Origin of the sequence: Embleya australiensis (genome assembly GCF_051903075.1) — a bacterium.
In the GTDB taxonomy this organism is placed as follows: domain Bacteria; phylum Actinomycetota; class Actinomycetes; order Streptomycetales; family Streptomycetaceae; genus Embleya.
The window spans coordinates 5,139,689-5,155,556 of sequence record NZ_CP182422.1 but is presented as its reverse complement, the minus strand read 5'-3'; the positions used below and the strand labels follow the sequence as shown (position 1 = coordinate 5,155,556).

Annotated in this window: 18 protein-coding genes and 3 tRNA genes; 6 read left to right on the top strand and 15 right to left on the bottom strand. The window is 71.8% G+C overall.

Going from position 1 to position 15,868, the window contains the following annotated elements:
• Window positions 1–9: 9 nt before the first annotated feature.
• On the bottom strand, window positions 10–1,677 hold the full coding sequence (locus tag ACMXN5_RS22465) for a DAK2 domain-containing protein (RefSeq protein WP_395788030.1): 1,668 nt from the start codon (window positions 1,675–1,677) through the stop codon (window positions 10–12).
• A gap of 243 nt (window positions 1,678–1,920) precedes the next feature.
• On the opposite strand from ACMXN5_RS22465, the gene rpmB reads away from it, so the two are divergent.
• Window positions 1,921–2,106, top strand: coding sequence for a 50S ribosomal protein L28 (gene rpmB / locus ACMXN5_RS22460; RefSeq protein ID WP_078975273.1), 186 nt, complete (start codon window positions 1,921–1,923; stop codon window positions 2,104–2,106).
• Window positions 2,107–2,232: 126 nt separating this feature from the next.
• On the opposite strand, the gene thiD is transcribed toward rpmB, so the two are convergent.
• A complete protein-coding gene (thiD, locus tag ACMXN5_RS22455; RefSeq protein ID WP_439676695.1) occupies window positions 2,233–3,033 on the bottom strand; it encodes a bifunctional hydroxymethylpyrimidine kinase/phosphomethylpyrimidine kinase in 801 nt (266 codons plus the stop codon).
• A 68-nt stretch (window positions 3,034–3,101) separates the two neighbouring features.
• Window positions 3,102–4,052 (bottom strand): thiamine-phosphate kinase, encoded by a 951-nt coding sequence (locus ACMXN5_RS22450; protein ID WP_078975275.1) that lies wholly within the window; start codon window positions 4,050–4,052, stop codon window positions 3,102–3,104.
• A gap of 219 nt (window positions 4,053–4,271) precedes the next feature.
• On the opposite strand from ACMXN5_RS22450, the gene ACMXN5_RS22445 reads away from it, so the two are divergent.
• Entirely contained in the window at window positions 4,272–4,508 is a 237-nt protein-coding gene (locus ACMXN5_RS22445) for an Lrp/AsnC ligand binding domain-containing protein (RefSeq protein WP_126642809.1), read from the top strand.
• A gap of 210 nt (window positions 4,509–4,718) precedes the next feature.
• Complete coding sequence (locus ACMXN5_RS22440; protein WP_439676694.1) at window positions 4,719–5,225, top strand: DUF3515 domain-containing protein; 507 nt, start codon at window positions 4,719–4,721, stop codon at window positions 5,223–5,225.
• Window positions 5,226–5,262: 37 nt separating this feature from the next.
• Here ACMXN5_RS22440 and ACMXN5_RS22435 read toward each other — a convergent pair whose 3' ends face one another.
• From ACMXN5_RS22435 to ACMXN5_RS22425, 3 genes are all read right to left on the bottom strand, one after another.
• The gene (locus ACMXN5_RS22435) at window positions 5,263–6,405 is read right to left on the bottom strand and encodes a D-alanine--D-alanine ligase family protein (protein WP_439676693.1); all 1,143 of its coding nucleotides are present in this window, start codon (window positions 6,403–6,405) and stop codon (window positions 5,263–5,265) included.
• 106 nt (window positions 6,406–6,511) lie between these two features.
• Window positions 6,512–7,516 (bottom strand): NAD(P)H-dependent glycerol-3-phosphate dehydrogenase, encoded by a 1,005-nt coding sequence (locus ACMXN5_RS22430; RefSeq protein WP_379995220.1) that lies wholly within the window; start codon window positions 7,514–7,516, stop codon window positions 6,512–6,514.
• On the bottom strand, window positions 7,513–8,358 hold the full coding sequence (locus tag ACMXN5_RS22425; RefSeq protein ID WP_439676692.1) for a lysophospholipid acyltransferase family protein: 846 nt from the start codon (window positions 8,356–8,358) through the stop codon (window positions 7,513–7,515). The genes ACMXN5_RS22430 and ACMXN5_RS22425 overlap by 4 nt, the downstream gene beginning before the upstream one ends.
• A gap of 254 nt (window positions 8,359–8,612) precedes the next feature.
• Here ACMXN5_RS22425 and cofC point away from each other — a divergent pair, with 254 nt between their 5' ends.
• Together cofC and ACMXN5_RS22415 are read left to right on the top strand one after the other, a co-directional pair.
• Window positions 8,613–9,332 carry a 2-phospho-L-lactate guanylyltransferase gene (gene cofC / locus ACMXN5_RS22420; protein ID WP_439676691.1) on the top strand — a complete coding sequence of 240 codons (720 nt, stop codon included), beginning with the start codon at window positions 8,613–8,615 and terminating at the stop codon, window positions 9,330–9,332.
• Between the two features lie 47 nt (window positions 9,333–9,379).
• The gene (locus ACMXN5_RS22415; RefSeq protein ID WP_379995214.1) at window positions 9,380–9,592 is read left to right on the top strand and encodes a hypothetical protein; all 213 of its coding nucleotides are present in this window, start codon (window positions 9,380–9,382) and stop codon (window positions 9,590–9,592) included.
• Between the two features lie 143 nt (window positions 9,593–9,735).
• On the opposite strand, the gene ACMXN5_RS22410 is transcribed toward ACMXN5_RS22415, so the two are convergent.
• The 4 genes from ACMXN5_RS22410 to leuC all read right to left on the bottom strand — a co-directional run bounded on the left by ACMXN5_RS22410 (window position 9,736) and on the right by leuC (window position 13,053).
• Window positions 9,736–10,521 (bottom strand): HU family DNA-binding protein, encoded by a 786-nt coding sequence (locus tag ACMXN5_RS22410; protein ID WP_395788014.1) that lies wholly within the window; start codon window positions 10,519–10,521, stop codon window positions 9,736–9,738.
• 116 nt (window positions 10,522–10,637) lie between these two features.
• Entirely contained in the window at window positions 10,638–10,898 is a 261-nt protein-coding gene (locus ACMXN5_RS22405; protein WP_371863149.1) for a hypothetical protein, read from the bottom strand.
• Between the two features lie 142 nt (window positions 10,899–11,040).
• Window positions 11,041–11,637: a 3-isopropylmalate dehydratase small subunit gene (leuD, locus tag ACMXN5_RS22400; protein WP_379995210.1), complete on the bottom strand. Its 597-nt coding sequence runs from the start codon at window positions 11,635–11,637 to the stop codon at window positions 11,041–11,043.
• Between the two features lie 3 nt (window positions 11,638–11,640).
• Window positions 11,641–13,053 carry a 3-isopropylmalate dehydratase large subunit gene (gene leuC / locus ACMXN5_RS22395; RefSeq protein WP_439676690.1) on the bottom strand — a complete coding sequence of 471 codons (1,413 nt, stop codon included), beginning with the start codon at window positions 13,051–13,053 and terminating at the stop codon, window positions 11,641–11,643.
• 219 nt (window positions 13,054–13,272) lie between these two features.
• Between leuC and ACMXN5_RS22390 the strand changes: the two genes are divergently transcribed.
• Window positions 13,273–13,998, top strand: a complete 726-nt coding sequence (locus ACMXN5_RS22390; protein ID WP_026218813.1) for an IclR family transcriptional regulator — start codon at window positions 13,273–13,275, stop codon at window positions 13,996–13,998.
• A 160-nt stretch (window positions 13,999–14,158) separates the two neighbouring features.
• Here ACMXN5_RS22390 and ACMXN5_RS22385 read toward each other — a convergent pair.
• The 5 genes from ACMXN5_RS22385 to ACMXN5_RS22365 form a co-directional block, all read right to left on the bottom strand.
• Window positions 14,159–14,231, bottom strand: a tRNA-Glu gene (locus tag ACMXN5_RS22385).
• A 52-nt stretch (window positions 14,232–14,283) separates the two neighbouring features.
• Window positions 14,284–14,359 (bottom strand) — tRNA-Glu (locus ACMXN5_RS22380).
• Between the two features lie 50 nt (window positions 14,360–14,409).
• Window positions 14,410–14,481, bottom strand: a tRNA-Gln gene (locus ACMXN5_RS22375).
• Window positions 14,482–14,664: 183 nt separating this feature from the next.
• On the bottom strand, window positions 14,665–15,465 hold the full coding sequence (locus ACMXN5_RS22370; protein WP_395788010.1) for a fumarylacetoacetate hydrolase family protein: 801 nt from the start codon (window positions 15,463–15,465) through the stop codon (window positions 14,665–14,667).
• A gap of 170 nt (window positions 15,466–15,635) precedes the next feature.
• Window positions 15,636–15,818, bottom strand: a complete 183-nt coding sequence (locus ACMXN5_RS22365; RefSeq protein ID WP_439676689.1) for a hypothetical protein — start codon at window positions 15,816–15,818, stop codon at window positions 15,636–15,638.
• Window positions 15,819–15,868: the final 50 nt, after the last annotated feature.

Here is a 15,868-nt window from a genome sequence, read left to right as displayed (position 1 = left end):
GGTCGGCGCCTACTCGACCCCGATCAGCAGCGGGTACACCTCCTGGCCGCCCTCGTAGACCATCACGTCCACACCGAGCCGGGTGGCCCGCAGGTGGCGCTCGATCGCGGCGGCCAGGCCCGGCGGGCAGGCGCTGCCGGTGACCAGGGTGACCAGTTCGCCGCCGCCGGCGAGCATCCGGTCCACCACCACGGTGCCGGTCTCGCGCTGGTCCTGGCCGATCACCGCGATGTCGCCCTCGATCACGCCGAGCACGTCGCCCGCCTGGCAGACGCCGGCCATGGTCCACGACTCGCGGACGGCGACGGTGAGCGCGCCGTAGCGGGTCGCGCCTGCGGCCGAGGTCATCCCGACGATGTCCTGGTCGAAGCGCCGGCCCGGCTCGTGCACGGCGAGCGCGGCCAGGCCCTGGACGGCGGCCTTGGTCGGGATCACCTGGACCCGCACCCCGGCCGCCTGGGCCTGCTGGGCGGCCACCCCGGCCACCGCGTGGCAGTCGGCGTCGTTGGGCAGCAGCACCACCTCGCGCGCCTCGGTCCGCCGGATCGCGTCCACCAGCACGCTCGTGGACGGCCCCCGGCCCGGCCCGGCCTGCACGACGTGCGCGCCGTTCTCCGCGAACAGCGTGGCCAGGCCGTCGCCGTGGGCGACCGCGACGATCCCGCGTGTCGGCGCGGGTTCGGGGGCCGCTGTGCCGACGAGCACCCGCTCCAGGTGGGTGATCCGGATGCGGTGCGGGCGGCCTGCGGCGATGCCCGCCTCGACGGCGGCGCCCGCGTCGTCCACGTGCACGTGGACGTTCCACAACCCCTCGCCGCCGACCACCACGAGCGAGTCGCCGAGCGCGCCCAGCCGCTCGCGCAGCGCCGGCAGCGCGTCGTCGGGCGCGTCGAGCAGGTAGATCACCTCGAACCCGGGCCCACCGCCGGCGTCCTCCTCGGACCCGACGGGGTCGGCGTACGGGACCGGGACGGGCGTGTGCACCTGGTGCGGGTGGATCCGGTACGCCGAGCGCTCGCCGGTGACCACCGCGAGCAGCGCGTCGAGCAGCACGGTCAGCCCGCGCCCGCCGGCGTCCACCACACCCGCCCGGCGCAGCACGTCCAGCTGCTCGGGGGTACGCGCCAGCGCGCCGCGGGCGGCGGTCGCGGCGGCCCGCACCACCGGTCGGATCTCCTCGCCCGCCCCGGCGGCGGCATCGGCCGCGGCCCGGGCCACGGTGAGCATGGTCCCCTCGACCGGCCGGGCCACCGCGGCGTACGCGGCGTCGGCGGCGGTGCGCAGCGCGTGCGCGAGGGCGAGCCCGGCGGGCACCTCCCGGCCGCTCGCGCGCGCCGCGACCTGCTCGGCCTCGAACCGTTCGGCCATGCCGCGCAGGAGTTGGCTGAGGATCACCCCGGAGTTGCCGCGCGCGCCCATCAGCGCACCGTGCGCGAGCGCCCGGAAGGCGGTCGGCAGATCGGGTTCGGGCAGGTCGGCGCCGAACAGCGCGTCGACCTCGGCGGTTCCCGATTCCAGGGTCAGGAACAGGTTCGTGCCGGTGTCGCCGTCGGGCACGGGATACACGTTGAGCGCGTCGATCTCCTCGCGCGCCCGTCCCAGCAACTCCAGCGCGACGCGACCCCAGCGGCGTACCGCCGGACCGTCCAGCTCTCCCAGCAGGCCCTGCACGCCCACCTCCTGTACGAATCCGATTGTGCGCGTCCCGTTCGCCGGCAGGTTATCGAGACGGGGAGCGGTGAAGCGGCCTACCCGGATGGGTTAGGCTTGGCGGGAAGCATGGCGAGATCGACCGATTGCCCATGCCCGGATCATCCCGGGTTCGCGCATCGCCTGGTCCGTCGGTTACTCTTCTGCGGTTGTCCGGCATTCGCCGGCACGCGTTCGTACGCAATTCCCATTCGTCTTTGGAGTGTTCCCGTGGCTGCCAACTGCGACGTCTGCGGCAAGGGGCCGGGCTTCGGCAACAGCATTTCGCACTCTCACCGCCGGACGCCCCGTCGCTGGAACCCCAACATCCAGACGGTGCGTGCGAAGGTCGGTGCCACGCCGAAGCGCCTCAACGTCTGCACCTCGTGCATCAAGGCGGGCAAGGTTTCCCGCTAGTCGCGCGACTGCTCGACTTCTCGAAGGGCCGGTTCACCCCTGGGTGGACCGGCCCTTCGGCATGTCCGGGGCGGGTGATTCGGTACGGGCCCGGGGATCGGCCGTGTCCCCGGGCCCGTGCGTCGCTCAGAACCCGTTGCGCCACCGCCAGGCGTGGTCCACCGGACCGATGCCCTCGCCGAGCGGGAAGCCGGCCCGGATCGCGCCGGTGACGTACTCCTTCGCCGCCGCCACCGCGTCCGGCACGGTGTCGCCGAGCGCGAGCCGCGAGGCGATCGCGCTCGCCAGCGTGCAGCCGGTGCCGTGGGTGTGCCGGTTGTCGTAGCGCGGGCTGGTGAACCACCGCTCGTCGGTGCCGTCGAAGAGCAGATCCGCGGCCTCACCCTCCAAGTGGCCGCCCTTGACCAGCACCCAGCTCGGGCCGAAGCCGAGCATCGCCTCGGCCGCGCCGCGCATGTCGGCACGCTCGCGCACCTTGTGGCCGGTCAGCAGCTCGACCTCGTACAGGTTGGGGGTGACCAGCGTGGACACCGGCAGCAGCCGGGTGCGCAGGGTCTCCAGCGCGTCGTTGGCGAGCAGCGTGTCGCCGTGCTTGGACGACGCCACGGGGTCGACCACCACCGGCACCCGTACGTCGCCCAGCAATTCGGCGACCACCGCGACCAGGTTCGGCGACGCGAGCATCCCGGTCTTGATCGCCTGTACGCCGATGTCGTCCACCACACTGCGGAACTGGGCCCGCACCGCCTCGGCCGGCAGCTCCCAGTAGCCCTGGACGCCGAGCGAGTTCTGCGCGGTCACCGCGGCGATCACGCTCATCCCGTGCACGCCGTGGGCCAGCATCGTCTTCAGGTCGGCCTGGATCCCGGCGCCGCCGCCGGAGTCGGAGCCGGCCACCGTCAGCACACGCGGAGGAGTCTGCACCATGCCGTGCAGCCTATCCGCGCCCGTTTCGGGCCCACTTTCCCGCCCCCGACGGCCCCGACCCACGAGTCTCAGCCGCGGTCGAAGTGATCCCACCCGCCGGCGACGTCGGGGTCGCGCCCGTCCACGGTGACCCCCGTGCCCGTGTGCACCCGTCCGATCACCCGCCAGCGCGCCGGCAGCGCGGTGCCCGCCGGGAAGGTCGCCGCGAGTGCGTGGTCCTCACCGCCGGTGAGCACCCAGTTGAGCGGATCGGCGCCGAGCGCACGCGCCACGTCGCGCATCTGCGCCGGTACGTCCAGCCGGTCGGACAACACGTCGATCCGCACCCCGGACGCACGCGAGACATGTCCCAGGTCGGCGAGCAGGCCGTCGCTGACGTCGATCATCGACGTCGCGCCCAGGACCGCCGCGCCGGGCCCGGCGTCGTAGGGCGGCTCGGGCCGGCGGTGCGCCTCCACGAACGCGCGCGGCGCGCGGTGCCCGTGGCCCAGGATCGCCAGCCCCGCCGCCGACCAGCCCAGCCAGCCGGCGACCGCGACCACGTCGCCCGGCCGGGCGCCCGAGCGCACGACCGGGGCGCGCCCCTGGAGGTCGCCGAGCGCGGTCACCGCGACCGTGACCGTGTCGCTGCCGACCACATCGCCCCCCGCCACACCCGCGCCGACCACCGCGCACTCGTCGCGCAGGCCGTCGTACAGCTCCAGCGCCCACCCGGTGGGCAGGTCGGGCGGTCCGCACAGCCCGATCAGCAGCGCGGTCGGCACCGCGCCCATCGCCGCGACGTCCGCCAGATTCTGCGCGGCGGCCTTGCGGCCCACGTCGTACGCGGTCGACCAGTCGCGCCGAAAGTGCCGACCCTCGACGAGCAGGTCCATGGTGGCCACCACCCGACCGTCGGCGGCGGTGACCACGGCGGCGTCGTCGCCCGGCCCCAGGGACACGTGCGGCCCCGTCGGCACACGCGCGACCAGCGCCCCGATCAGGCCGAACTCGCCGAGATCGCCCAGCGTCCCGCTCATCGCCGCTCTCCTGCCATGCCCATCAGCCCTGATCCGCCTCGTCGACCATGTTTGTTCGGGGTGTCCGTTCGGGATTGCCTGTTCGGGATGCCGGTTCGGGACCCGGCACCTGTGATGCATCGGCTTCCGCTGTGGTCGCCGAGCCCCGCCGGGCCGACAATGGTCGCAGCAGCGGGGATCCCGTCAAGATCCCATCATCCTGCGCGCCGGGAGGCCGTGGTGGTACAGGCATACATCCTGATCCAGACCGAGGTCGGCCGTTCGGCGTCGGTGGCCAGAGCCGTCGCCGCACTGCCGGGGGTGACCCGGGCGGACGACGTCACGGGCCCCTACGACGTGATCGTGCGGGCCGAGGCCACCGACGTGGACCAGTTGGGCCGCCTGGTGGTCGCCGAGGTGCAGCGCATCGACGGCATCACCCGCACCCTGACGTGTCCGGTGGTCAACCTGGGCTGACCCCGGCGAAGGAGTCCCGCCCTCGACGCGCCTAGGCCCTGTCCGGCGGATCTTGGCGGGGCCGCGCCGCCCGGCACCGCACCTCGCCGCACCGGAGAAACAGCCGAATAGAACCACTATGCGGCTGCTTCTCCGGCACGCCGATGCACGGCACCGGACGACGCGGCCTGATCCACCAAGACCCGCCGGACAGGACCTAGGATCGAGGACGTGTTCTCTCCCCGTGTTCTGGCGTGCCTGTTTCCGGTCCTCGTGCTGACCGCGACGGGGTGCGGCGACGGGTCGGGGCGGATCGAGGTGACCGCGCCGACGCCGGCGCCGGGGGCGGCGACCGAGGCGTGCCGGGCCCTGCACGACGCGCTGCCGAGCAAGGTGATGAACGCCGGGCCGCGCGAGGTCTCGCCGAAGTCCCCGCTGATCGCCGCGTGGGGCGATCCGGCGATCGTGCTGCGCTGCGGGGTGGCGTTGCCCGCGTCGATGCGGGTGATCGACCCGACCAAGGTGAACTCGGAGCCCGCCGACTCGGTCGAGGTGAACGGGGTGACCTGGACGTTCTCGAAGTACGCCGACGGCGTGCGCTTCACCACCGTCTACCGTCGGGCCAACGTCGAGGTGTCGGTGCCGAAGAAGTTCGCCGAGCCGGCCGCGCCGCTGGTCGATGTCGCGGACGCGGTCAGCCGCGCGGTGCCGGCCACGCTGGATTTGTCGGAGCGCTGAGCGGCGACCGAAACCGTCGGCCGCCGCTCAGCTCTTCCTAGCGCAGCAGCGCGTTCGGGCGGCGCAGTGCCGCCGTGATCAGCCGGTCGACCAGTTCGGGGTAGTCCACGCCGGTGGCCTGCCACATGCTCGGGTACATCGACACCGGCGTGAAGCCCGGCATCGTGTTCACCTCGTTGATCACGAACTGCCCGTTCTCCAGCAGGAAGAAGTCCACCCGGGCCAGGCCCTCGCAGGACAGCGCCTCGAAGGCGGCGATCGCGAGTCGCTGCACCTCGGCGGTCTGTTCCTTGGTCAGCGCCGCCGGCACGTCCAGTTCGGTGCCGTTGTCGGGCAGGTACTTGGCGGCGAAGTCGTAGAACTCGTGGTCGCCGCCGACGCGCACCTCGGCGGGCAGGCTCGCCCGCGGCCCGTCCTCGAACTCCAGTACGCCACACTCGATCTCACGGCCCGTCAGCATGCCCTCGACGACCACCTTGGGGTCGTGCCGACGGGCTTGTTCGATCGCCGCGTCCAGGTCCTCGATCCGGTGCACCTTGGTGATGCCCATGCTGGAGCCGGCCCGGGCAGGCTTGACGAACACCGGGAAGCCCAGCGAGGACACCGCCTCGCGCACGGCGGCCGGGTCACGCTCCCATTCCCGGGGGCGGACCGTGGCATACGGGCCCGAGGGGAGGCCGAAGCCGGTGAACAGGGCCTTCATGTATTCCTTGTCCATGCTCGCCGCGCTGGCCAGCACACCCGACCCGACGTAGGGCACCTGGGCCAGTTCCAGGAAGCCCTGGAACGTGCCGTCCTCGCCGTAGGGGCCGTGCAGGAGCGGGAAGACCACGTCGATCTCGCCCAGCAGCTTGGGCAGCATGCCGGGTTCGAGCACGGTGATCTCGCGCGCCGTGGGGTCGGCCGCCAGGACCAGCGTCGCGGTGGACTCCGCGACGTCGGTGACCTCGGGCAACCGGTCGCCCTGGATCGCCAGCCGGGTCGGATCGTCCCCGACGAGCATCCAGCGCCCGTCGGTACCGATCCCGATCGGCAACACGTCGTACTTGGAGCGGTCGATCGCGGCCAGCACACTCCCTGCGGTGACGCAGGAGATCGCGTGCTCGGAGCTGCGGCCGCCGAAGACGACCGCGACGCGGGGGCGCGAGGAGAAGTGGGGGGTGCCCGAAAGGTCGTTCATGGTCGAACAACCCTATCCCGGAGCACGTTCGAGCGCAGGAACGGCCCGCCGCGACGACGCCGACCGGATCGCGACGAAGGTGCCCCGACCCGGTCGACGACTCCGGTCACGACTCGTAGCGTTCCGGCTTGGCGGAGCGGGAGAGCAGGGCCATGCCGACGGTCGGGGGCTTGCCGCCGTGCATGATCGACACGACCACGTCGGTGATCGGCATCTCGACGCCGTACCGACGGGCCAACATCTGTACCGATTCACAGGACTTGAAGCCCTCGGCGATCTGGCGGCTGTCCCGGACGGCCTCCTCGATCGGCGTGCCGCGGCCGATCTTCTCGCCGAAGGTGCGGTTGCGCGACAGCGGCGAGGTACAGGTCGCCACGAGGTCGCCGAGACCGGCCAGGCCCGCGAAGGTGTGCGCGTCCGCGCCCATCGCCGCGCCCAGGCGGGCGGTCTCGGCCAGACCGCGGGTGATCAGCGTCGCCTTCGTGTTGTCGCCCATGCCCATGCCGTCGGCCATCCCGACGGCGAGCGCGATCACGTTCTTGACCGCGCCGCCGAGTTCGCAGCCGACCACGTCGGTGTTGGTGTACGGGCGGAAGTAGGACGTGTGGCACGCCTCCTGAAGTCGCCGGGCGACGTCTTCGTCGGTGCACGCGACCACACTCGCGGCGGGCTGGCGCTGGGCGATCTCCATCGCCAGGTTGGGACCGCTGACCACCGCGATCCGCCCCTCGGGCACACCCGCGACCTCGCGAATCACCTCGCTCATCCGGTTCGCGGTGCCCAGTTCGACGCCCTTCATCAGGCTGACCAGGATCGCGTCGTCGGACAACAACGGCGCCCACGCGGTGAGGTTGCCGCGCAGGGTCTGCGACGGCACCGCCAACACCACGAACTCCGCGCCCTCGGCGGCCTTGGCGGGATCGGTGGTGGCCTCGATCCCGACCGGCAGCGCGATGCCGGGGAGGTATTCCTCGTTCTCGTGCCGCGTGTTGATCGCGTCGGCCTGCTCCGGGCGCCGTCCCCACATCACCACGTCGCACCCCGCCTCGGCGAGCACGATCGAGAAGGCGGTCCCCCAGGACCCCATGCCGAATACCGCGCAGCGCGTCATGCGCGACCGCCAGCGGTGCCGGCGGTGCCGTCGGTCTCGGTGTCGGTCGGCTTGGTGTCGGTCGGCTTGGTATCCGTCGGCTCGGCGTCGGTCGGCTCGACCTCGACGCCCTCGGCACCCTCGATCGCACCCTTGCGGCCCGATCCCCGGCGCACGCCGGCGTTCGGCGGGGCCGGTTCGTCCCGCAGCTTGACCAGCAGCTCGGTGATCGACTCCATGATCCGGTCCGTCGCGCCGCGCAGTACGTCGGCGGTCAACTCGCGCCCCCGGAACTCGTCCAGGTCGACCGGCGGGCCGGCCAGTACGTGCATCGTCTTGCGCGGCAACAACCGGGGTCGTTTCGTGTACGGCGGCAACAACTCGTGCGCGCCCCACTGCGCGACCGGGATCACCGGCGCACCGGTGGTCAGCGCGATCCGGGCCGCACCGGTCTTGCCGAGCATCGGCCACAACGTCTTGTCCCGGGTGATCGTGCCCTCCGGGTAGACCGCGACGCACTCGCCCTTCTCGACCGCCTCCACGGCCGCGCGGAACGCGAGCGCGGCGTCGGCGGAGTCGCGGTACACCGGGATCTGCCCGGCGCCGGCCAGCACCCGCCCGACGAACGGGATCTTGAACAGGCCGGATTTGGCCAGGAAGCGCGGCACTCGGCCGGTGTCGTACTGGAAATGCGCGTAGGTCAGCGGGTCGACATAGGAGATGTGGTTCACCGCCGTGACGAACCCGCCCGACGTCGGGATGTTCTCGGTACCCCGCCAGTCGCGTTTGGTGAACAGCAACAGCAGGGGTTTGACCACCACGACCGCCAGGCGGTACCAGAAACCGATCCTTCGGCGGGCCACCGGCGTTCCTCCCGTTCATGTGGTTCAAATTCGTAAGTGTGTCGGCGCGGACGCACACCGCGATGCTCCGCGGCCGTGTCGCTCCTCACACCATCGACGTTCCCCGCGTGCGGCGTGGAACATCGATGCTGGCGGAACATCGATGCTGTACGGGCGGACCCCATAGTTTCCCCTGGGCCTTCCGCATTGTCGAGAAACGTCCTCGTCGACCGATGAGGATATGGGCTTACGGTACGGATGCGAGGATCTTGCCGATGTCCCCCGCCACGGGTTCCACCGCCCCGCGCCGCGCCGCGGGTCCCGGCGGCCACGTCCGCTCCGCCCCGCCCCGATGGCGGCTCGTGGTGCCGGTGAAGCCGCTGTCGATCGCCAAGAGCCGCCTCGCCGGCGCGATCGGTCCCGGCCATCGCCCCGAACTCGCCCTCGCCTTCGCCCTCGACACCGTCCGCACCGCGCTGACCTGCGACCGGGTACACGGGGTGCTCGTGGTCACCGACGACGACCGGGTCGCCGCGGCGATCCGGGGACTGGGCGCCGATGTCGTGGCCGATGTCGGCGGCGGGCTGAACGCCGCGCTCGCACACGGGGCCCGGATCGCCGGCGCGGCCCGACCGCACACCGGCGTCGCGGCACTGTCCGCCGACCTCCCGGCGTTGCGGGCCGAGGAGTTGGATCGGGTGCTGGCCGCCGCGACGGGTGTGCGGCGGGCGTTCCTGGCGGACGCGGCGGGGGTGGGCACCACGTTGCTCGCGGCCGCGCCCGGGGTGGCGTTGGCACCGGGCTTCGGCGGCCCCTCGCGGGCCCGTCACCTGGCCTCGGGCGCGGTCGAACTCACGCCCTACGACGTGGATTCGGTGCGCCGGGACGTGGACACCGGCGAGGATCTGCGGGCCGCGATCGGGCTCGGGGTCGGCGCGGCCACCGCCGCGGTGCTCCCGTCCGTGCCGTTTTCGCCGCGTGCCGCCGCCTCCTGACGCCGCGTCGGTTCCGCGGCGGCGCGGACGGCGGTGACAATGGGGGCATGCAGGGCACCGTGTACACCTTCGAGACCGACTCGCGTGAGGGCGTCGTGCTGCTCGACGACGGCTCTCCCGTGCCCTTCGACGCGGCGGCGTTCGACGCCGGCGGAATGCGCTTCCTGCGCCCCGGCCAGCGGGTTCGGATGACCCTGGACCCGGCCGGCGGGCGGGTGGTGCTGGTGACGCTGTACACGCTGCCGGATCCGCCGCGCTGACCTCGCCGGCCGTACCGCCCGCCCGGGCCCCGCGCCGACGGGCGGGCCTCGATCGGACCTACGGCGACGGGCCGGAACCCCGGGGTGGGGGTTCCGGCCCGTCGCCGTCGTACATCTACCGCCGGCTCACGAAGTCCGTCGCGTCAGGCCTTCTTGGCCGCGCGCTTGGTCGCGGTCTTCTTGGCCGCGGGCGCCTTCGCGGCGGCGGGCTTGGCCGCGGCCGGCTTGGCGGTCGCGGCCTTCGGCGCTGCCTTGGTCGCCTTCGCCTTGGTCGTCGGAGCCTTGGCCGCGGCCGGGGTGCTCTTGACGGCCTTGGTGGTGGTGGCCTTGGTGGTGGTCGCGGCCTTGGCGGTGACCTTCTTCGCCGCGGCCGGCTTGGTCGCCGCCTTGGTCGCGGGCGCCTTGGTCGCCTTTTTGGCGGCGGGCTTCGCGGTCGCCGGGGTCTTGGCCGCGGCCGCGGTCTTGCGCGTGGTGGCGGCCGGGGTCTTGACCGCGGCGGCGCGCGAGGTCGCCGGCTTCGCCGATGCCTTGGTCGTCGCGGTGGTCTTGCGGGTGGTCGCCTTCGCGGCGGGCGCCGCGGCGTCCGTCGCGACCACGCGCGGAGTCGGGCTGCTCTTGGCGGCCGCACTCTTCACGTTGGGCTTCGGAAGCTTCTTCGTCCCGCTGGTGTAGTCCTTGAAGCCCTGGCCCGCGCGGAAGCGCGGCACCGAGGTCTTCTTGACGCGCACCCGCTCACCGGTCTGCGGGTTGCGGGCGTATCGAGCCGGACGGTCCACCTTCTCGAACGAGCCGAAGCCCGTGATGGACACCCGGTCTCCCGCCGTCACCGCACGAACGATGGTGTCGAGGACGGCATCGACTGCCTCTGCGGCGGCCTTGCGGCCACCCAGTCGGTCAGCGACCGCCTCGACGAGCTGCGCCTTGTTCACGTCTTCCCCTTCGGAAACCGATGCCGGGACAGTTCAGCCGGCATTGGGCACGCTAAGCATCCAAAAGTGCCGAAGCAATTACCGAACGGGCGAATCACCCTTGTGTCGCAACGGATTCAGGCTTCGGCGGTGTCCCGCGAACTCGCGGGCCCCGCGTCCAACTCGTCCATCAACTTGGTCAGTCGCCGGTCGGCGTCCGCCAAATCATGCTTTGCCGCGTCGGTGATGACCAACAAGCGGCGGATTAGCGCCACTTTCGCCTCGTTCGGTAGTCGGAGCCTACGCACCCGGGCGTGGGCGACCTTCAACCGGGTGGCCAGTTCGGCGAAGAGTTCCACTTCTTCGAACTCGTTCACGTGTCGGCCTTGGTGCTCCACACCGCAATTGTGACAGCTCATCCGGCTATGGGCACAACGGGGCGGCCATTGGGGCGAATCCCGAACACGCGAACGGCGGGACGCGATCGCGTCCCGCCGTTCATTTTCGGCCGATCGGCCTATTTTGCAAGGGAGTTCGTGATCAGCCCACCGGCTGGGTGCGCGGCAGCCAACTCGGCCGGTTCGCCTCGAACGAGGTGATGTCCTCTTCGTGACGCAGGGTCAGACCGATGTCGTCCAGCCCCTCCAGGAGGCGCCAGCGGGTGTAGTCGTCGATCTCGAAGTCGGCGACGATCTCGCCCGCACGCACCTGACGACCCACCAGATCGACGGTGATCTCGGCGGTCGGGTCCGCCTCGGTCAGCGCCCACAGGCGTTCGACGGTCTCCTGCGGCAGTACCACGGTCAGCAGCCCGCCCTTTTGCGAGTTGCCGCGGAAGATGTCCGCGAAGCGCGCCGAGATGACCGCCTTGAACCCGTAGTTCTGCAGCGCCCATACGGCGTGCTCCCGGGAGGACCCGGTGCCGAAGTCGGGACCGGCCACCAGGACCGTGGCGCCGGCGCGCTCGGGCCGGTTCAGCACGAACTCCGGGTTCTTGCGCCAGGCTTCGAACAGGCCGTCCTCGAAACCGTCGCGGGTGACCTTCTTGAGCCAGTGCGCGGGGATGATCTGGTCGGTGTCCACGTTGCTCTCGCGCAGCGGGACGGCCGTTCCGGTGTGGGTGGTGAAGGCTTCCATGGCTCAGACTCCTGCGGTGCTCAGGTCGGCGGGGGCGGCCAGGTGGCCCAGCACGGCGGTCGCGGCCGCGACCTGCGGCGAGACCAGGTGGGTACGGCCGCCCTTGCCCTGCCGTCCCTCGAAGTTGCGGTTGGACGTGGACGCGCTGCGCTCGCCGGGGGCGAGTTGGTCGGGGTTCATGCCCAGGCACATCGAGCAGCCCGCGTAGCGCCACTCGGCGCCGAACTCGGTGAACACCTTGTCCAGGCCCTCGGAAACGGCCTGGAGCGAGACCCGCACCGAACCCGGAACGACCAGCATCCGCACACCGTCGGCGACCTTGCGGCCCTTGACGATGTCGGCCACCTCGCGCAGGTCCTCGATCCGGCCGTTGGTGCACGAGCCGACGAAGACCGTGTCCACCGCGATGTCGCGCAGTTTCTGGCCCGCCGTCAGACCCATGTACGCGATGGCCTTCTCGGCCGCCGCGCGCTCGACCGGGTCCACGATCGCGACCGGGTCGGGCACCGACTCGGCCAGCGGCGCGCCCTGGCCGGGGTTGGTCCCCCAGGTGACGAACGGCGAGAGTTCGCTCGCGTCGATCACCACTTCCTTGTCGAACACCGCGTCCTCGTCGGTGACCAGGCTCCGCCAGTACGCCACGGCGGTGTCCCAGTCGGCGCCCTGCGGCGCGTGCGGGCGGCCGTCCAGGTACGCGAACGTGGTCTCGTCCGGTGCGATCATGCCCGCCCGGGCGCCGGCCTCGATCGACATGTTGCACACGGTCATCCGGCCCTCCATCGAGAGGTCCCGGATCGCCTGGCCGCGATACTCGATGACGTAGCCCTGACCGCCGCCGGTGCCGATCCGCGCGATCACCGCGAGGATCAGGTCCTTGGCACCGACCCCCTCGGGCAGCGCGCCCTCGACGGTCACCGCCATCGTCTTGAACGGCGCCATTGGCAGCGTCTGGGTGGCCAGCACGTGCTCGACCTGGCTGGTGCCGATGCCGAACGCCAGTGCGCCGAACGCGCCGTGGGTCGCGGTGTGGCTGTCGCCGCAGACCACGGTCGTGCCCGGCTGGGTCAGCCCGAGCTGCGGGCCGACCACGTGCACGATGCCCTGTTCCACGTCGCCCAGCGAGTGGATCCGGACCCCGAACTCGGCGGCGTTCTTGCGCAGCGTCTCGATCTGGGCGCGCGAGACCGGGTCCGCGATGGGTTTGTCGACGTCGAGCGTCGGCGTGTTGTGGTCCTCGGTCGCGATCGTGAGATCGGTGCGCCGGACCGGGCGGCCGGCCTGACGCAGACCGTCGAACGCCTGCGGACTGGTCACCTCGTGCAGCAGGTGCAGGTCGATGTAGAGCAGATCCGGCTCGCCCTCCGCGCGACGCACCACGTGTGCGTCCCAGACCTTCTCCGCGAGTGTCCGTCCCATCGCTGTCCCTCCGGCCGGCGCCATTGCCGGCGCTGTGTGTCCCTCGTGTCGCGCGGGTGCGGCTGATTCCGTATCCGCGATCGACGCCCTGACGCGTGCCCACGTCCCGACCCCTCCCGGCTGTTCTCCGGTGGTCGGCTCGGCGCGTTGCGCCACTGTGCCGGCACCGGGGCCGAGGGTGGACTTGCGTCTCGTAATCCGAGACGGCAATATCAAGGCATGGACAATTCTAGCGGAGTCGGCGTTCTCGACAAGGCCGCTGTCGTGCTGGCCGCGCTCGAAGCCGGTCCCGCCACGCTCGCGGGACTCGTCGCCATAACCGGTCTTGCCCGGCCCACGGCGCATCGACTCGCGGTCGCCCTGGAGCACCACCGTCTGGTCGCCCGCGACATGCAGGGTCGCTTCGTGCTGGGCCCGCGACTGGCCGAGCTGGCCGCCGCGGCCGGCGAGGATCGGCTGCTCGCCGCCGCGCACCCGGTGCTCGCGCACATGCGCGACATCACCGGCGAGAGCGCACAGCTCTACCGGCGCCAGGGCGACATGCGCGTGTGCGTGGCCGCGGCCGAGCGGCTCTCCGGGCTGCGTGACACCGTCCCCGTCGGCAGCACGCTGCCGATGAAGGCCGGTTCGGCCGCGCAGTGCCTGCTCGCCTGGGAGGAGCCGGAGCGGCTGCACCGAGGTCTGCAGGGCGCGCGGTTCACCGCCACCACGCTCTCCGGCGTGCGGCGCCGCGGCTGGGCGCAGAGCATCGGCGAACGTGAGCCCGGCGTCGCGTCCGTCTCCGCCGCCGTGCGCGGCCCCAGCAACCGCGTGGTGGCCGCCGTGTCCGTCTCCGGCCCGATCGAGCGGCTGACCCGGCACCCGGGACGACTGCACGCGCAGGCCGTGATGGAGGCCGCCGCCAAGCTGTCCGACGCACTGCGCCGGGCCCAGGTGGAGGTCTGACGCCCGTCGACCCCGGACGCCGCCGAGCGTCCGGGCCGGCACCGCCGGGGCGATCGCCGACGCGGCCCGCGCGGGATGGCCCCCGACCACCCGCGTCGGCGCCCGAGCCCGGGAAACGAAGAAGACCTCCCGCGACTACGGGAGGTCTTCTTCTTCGAGGTAGCCCCGACGGGATTCGAACCCGCGCTACCGCCTTGAGAGGGCGGCGTGCTAGGCCACTACACAACGGGGCCTCGTATTGCCGGTGTTGCTCCGAGCCGCCTGCGAGGCGACACGGTGACGATCTGGTAGCCCCGACGGGATTCGAACCCGCGCTACCGCCTTGAGAGGGCGGCGTGCTAGGCCACTACACAACGGGGCCAGATCGCAATCATCAACTCTTACCAGCGACATCGCCCGAAGACGATGCAGCTGGGGTACCAGGACTCGAACCTAGACTAACGGAACCAGAAACCGTCGGGCTGCCAATTACCCCATACCCCAATGCTCGGTCCTTCGCGTTACCCGGGGGTTTTACGAGGACTTCGCTCCGCGCTGCTCCCTTGCGGGGCGGCACGAGAAGAACTTTACCCGATGAGGCGCGCGTGACCAAAACGGGTTACCGGCCCCCCGTTCGAACCACCACAAGTCCGGCCGGCCCGCCCACGACGTGCGCGGAAGACCCCTTCAGCCGCGCTTGACCACGGTGTTCGTGAGGGTGCCGACGCCACCCACGGTGACCGAGACCCGGTCGCCCACGTGCAGTGGTCCGACCCCCGCCGGCGTGCCGGTCAGCAACACGTCGCCGGGCAGCAGCGTCATCGCCTGGGTGACGTGCACGATCAACTCGGTGACGGTGCGGATCATCTGCCCGGTGCTGCCGGCCTGGCGCACCTCGCCGTTGACCGTGCACGCCACGGTCAGCCCCTCGCCCTCGGTGACCTGGTCGAGCGTGATGTCGGTCTCCACCCACGGGCCGAGCGGGCAGAAGGTGTCCATGCCCTTGGCCCGGCCCCACTGGCCCTCGGTGCGCTGCAGGTCGCGCGCGGTCACGTCGTTGGCGCAGGTGAAGCCGAAGATCACTTCGGCCACCCGCTCGGCGGGCACGTCGCGGCACATCCGGCCGATCACCACGGCCAGTTCGGCCTCGTGGTGCACCTCGTCGGAGATCTGCGGGTACGCGATGCCGTCGCCGTGTCCGATCACGGACGTGGACGGCTTGAGGAAGGTGATCGGCGCGTCCGGGAGCGCGCCGCCCATCTCGGCGGCGTGCGCGGCGTAGTTCTTGCCGATCGCCACCACCTTGCTGGGCAGCACCGGCGCGAGCAGGCGCACCGAGGACAGGGCGTGTTGCGCTCCGGTGGGCCGCAGTTCGCCGAAGGGGTGGCCCGCGAGGGCGTGTACGACCAGTGACTCGGGTCGGTCGGCGTCGCCGGTCACCACCCCGAAGGAGACGGAATCGTCGGTGGAGAACCTGGCGATGCGCACGATGGGGTCACCCTTGCCGGAGAGTCACGAACGAGACGTGCCCAAGGCTACGCGGGCGCGACCCGGGTCGGCGTCGCGCCGCGGCGGATGCGCAGGTGACGGGCGTGACCGGGGGCAGGGTGCGAGGGGGTTCCGAGTGCGGCCGGCGGTGGATCCGGGACGTCGGCGGGTCAGGCCGAGGCGTCGGTGCCGGTCGGGACGTCCATCAGGTTCGTCCGCCGCGGGTTCGCGGTGCGCACCTCGGCGATGACCGACCGCGCGGCCTCTGTCGTGCGCTGACGCGGCAACACCGCGTCGACCTGCGTACGCCTGGGGTTGGCCGTGCTGGGGCGGTGCGTGCTGATGGTGTCCACGGTTCCCGGTTCTCGCTGTTCTCGCTCGTTCTCGTCCACAGGTGCGCGCG

Bases quoted from the DNA above. Each gene is read 5' to 3' on its own strand.
- thiD (WP_439676695.1), bottom strand. From the start codon at position 3,033: ATGGTGCAGACTCCTCCGCGTGTGCTGACGGTGGCCGGCTCCGACTCC.
- ACMXN5_RS22450 (WP_078975275.1), bottom strand. From the start codon at position 4,052: ATGAGCGGGACGCTGGGCGATCTCGGCGAGTTCGGCCTGATCGGGGCG.
- ACMXN5_RS22435 (WP_439676693.1), bottom strand. From the start codon at position 6,405: ATGAACGACCTTTCGGGCACCCCCCACTTCTCCTCGCGCCCCCGCGTC.
- ACMXN5_RS22430 (WP_379995220.1), bottom strand. From the start codon at position 7,516: ATGACGCGCTGCGCGGTATTCGGCATGGGGTCCTGGGGGACCGCCTTC.
- cofC (WP_439676691.1), top strand. From the start codon at position 8,613: ATGTCCCCCGCCACGGGTTCCACCGCCCCGCGCCGCGCCGCGGGTCCC.
- ACMXN5_RS22415 (WP_379995214.1), top strand. From the start codon at position 9,380: ATGCAGGGCACCGTGTACACCTTCGAGACCGACTCGCGTGAGGGCGTC.
- leuD (WP_379995210.1), bottom strand. From the start codon at position 11,637: ATGGAAGCCTTCACCACCCACACCGGAACGGCCGTCCCGCTGCGCGAG.
- leuC (WP_439676690.1), bottom strand. From the start codon at position 13,053: ATGGGACGGACACTCGCGGAGAAGGTCTGGGACGCACACGTGGTGCGT.
- ACMXN5_RS22390 (WP_026218813.1), top strand. From the start codon at position 13,273: ATGGACAATTCTAGCGGAGTCGGCGTTCTCGACAAGGCCGCTGTCGTG.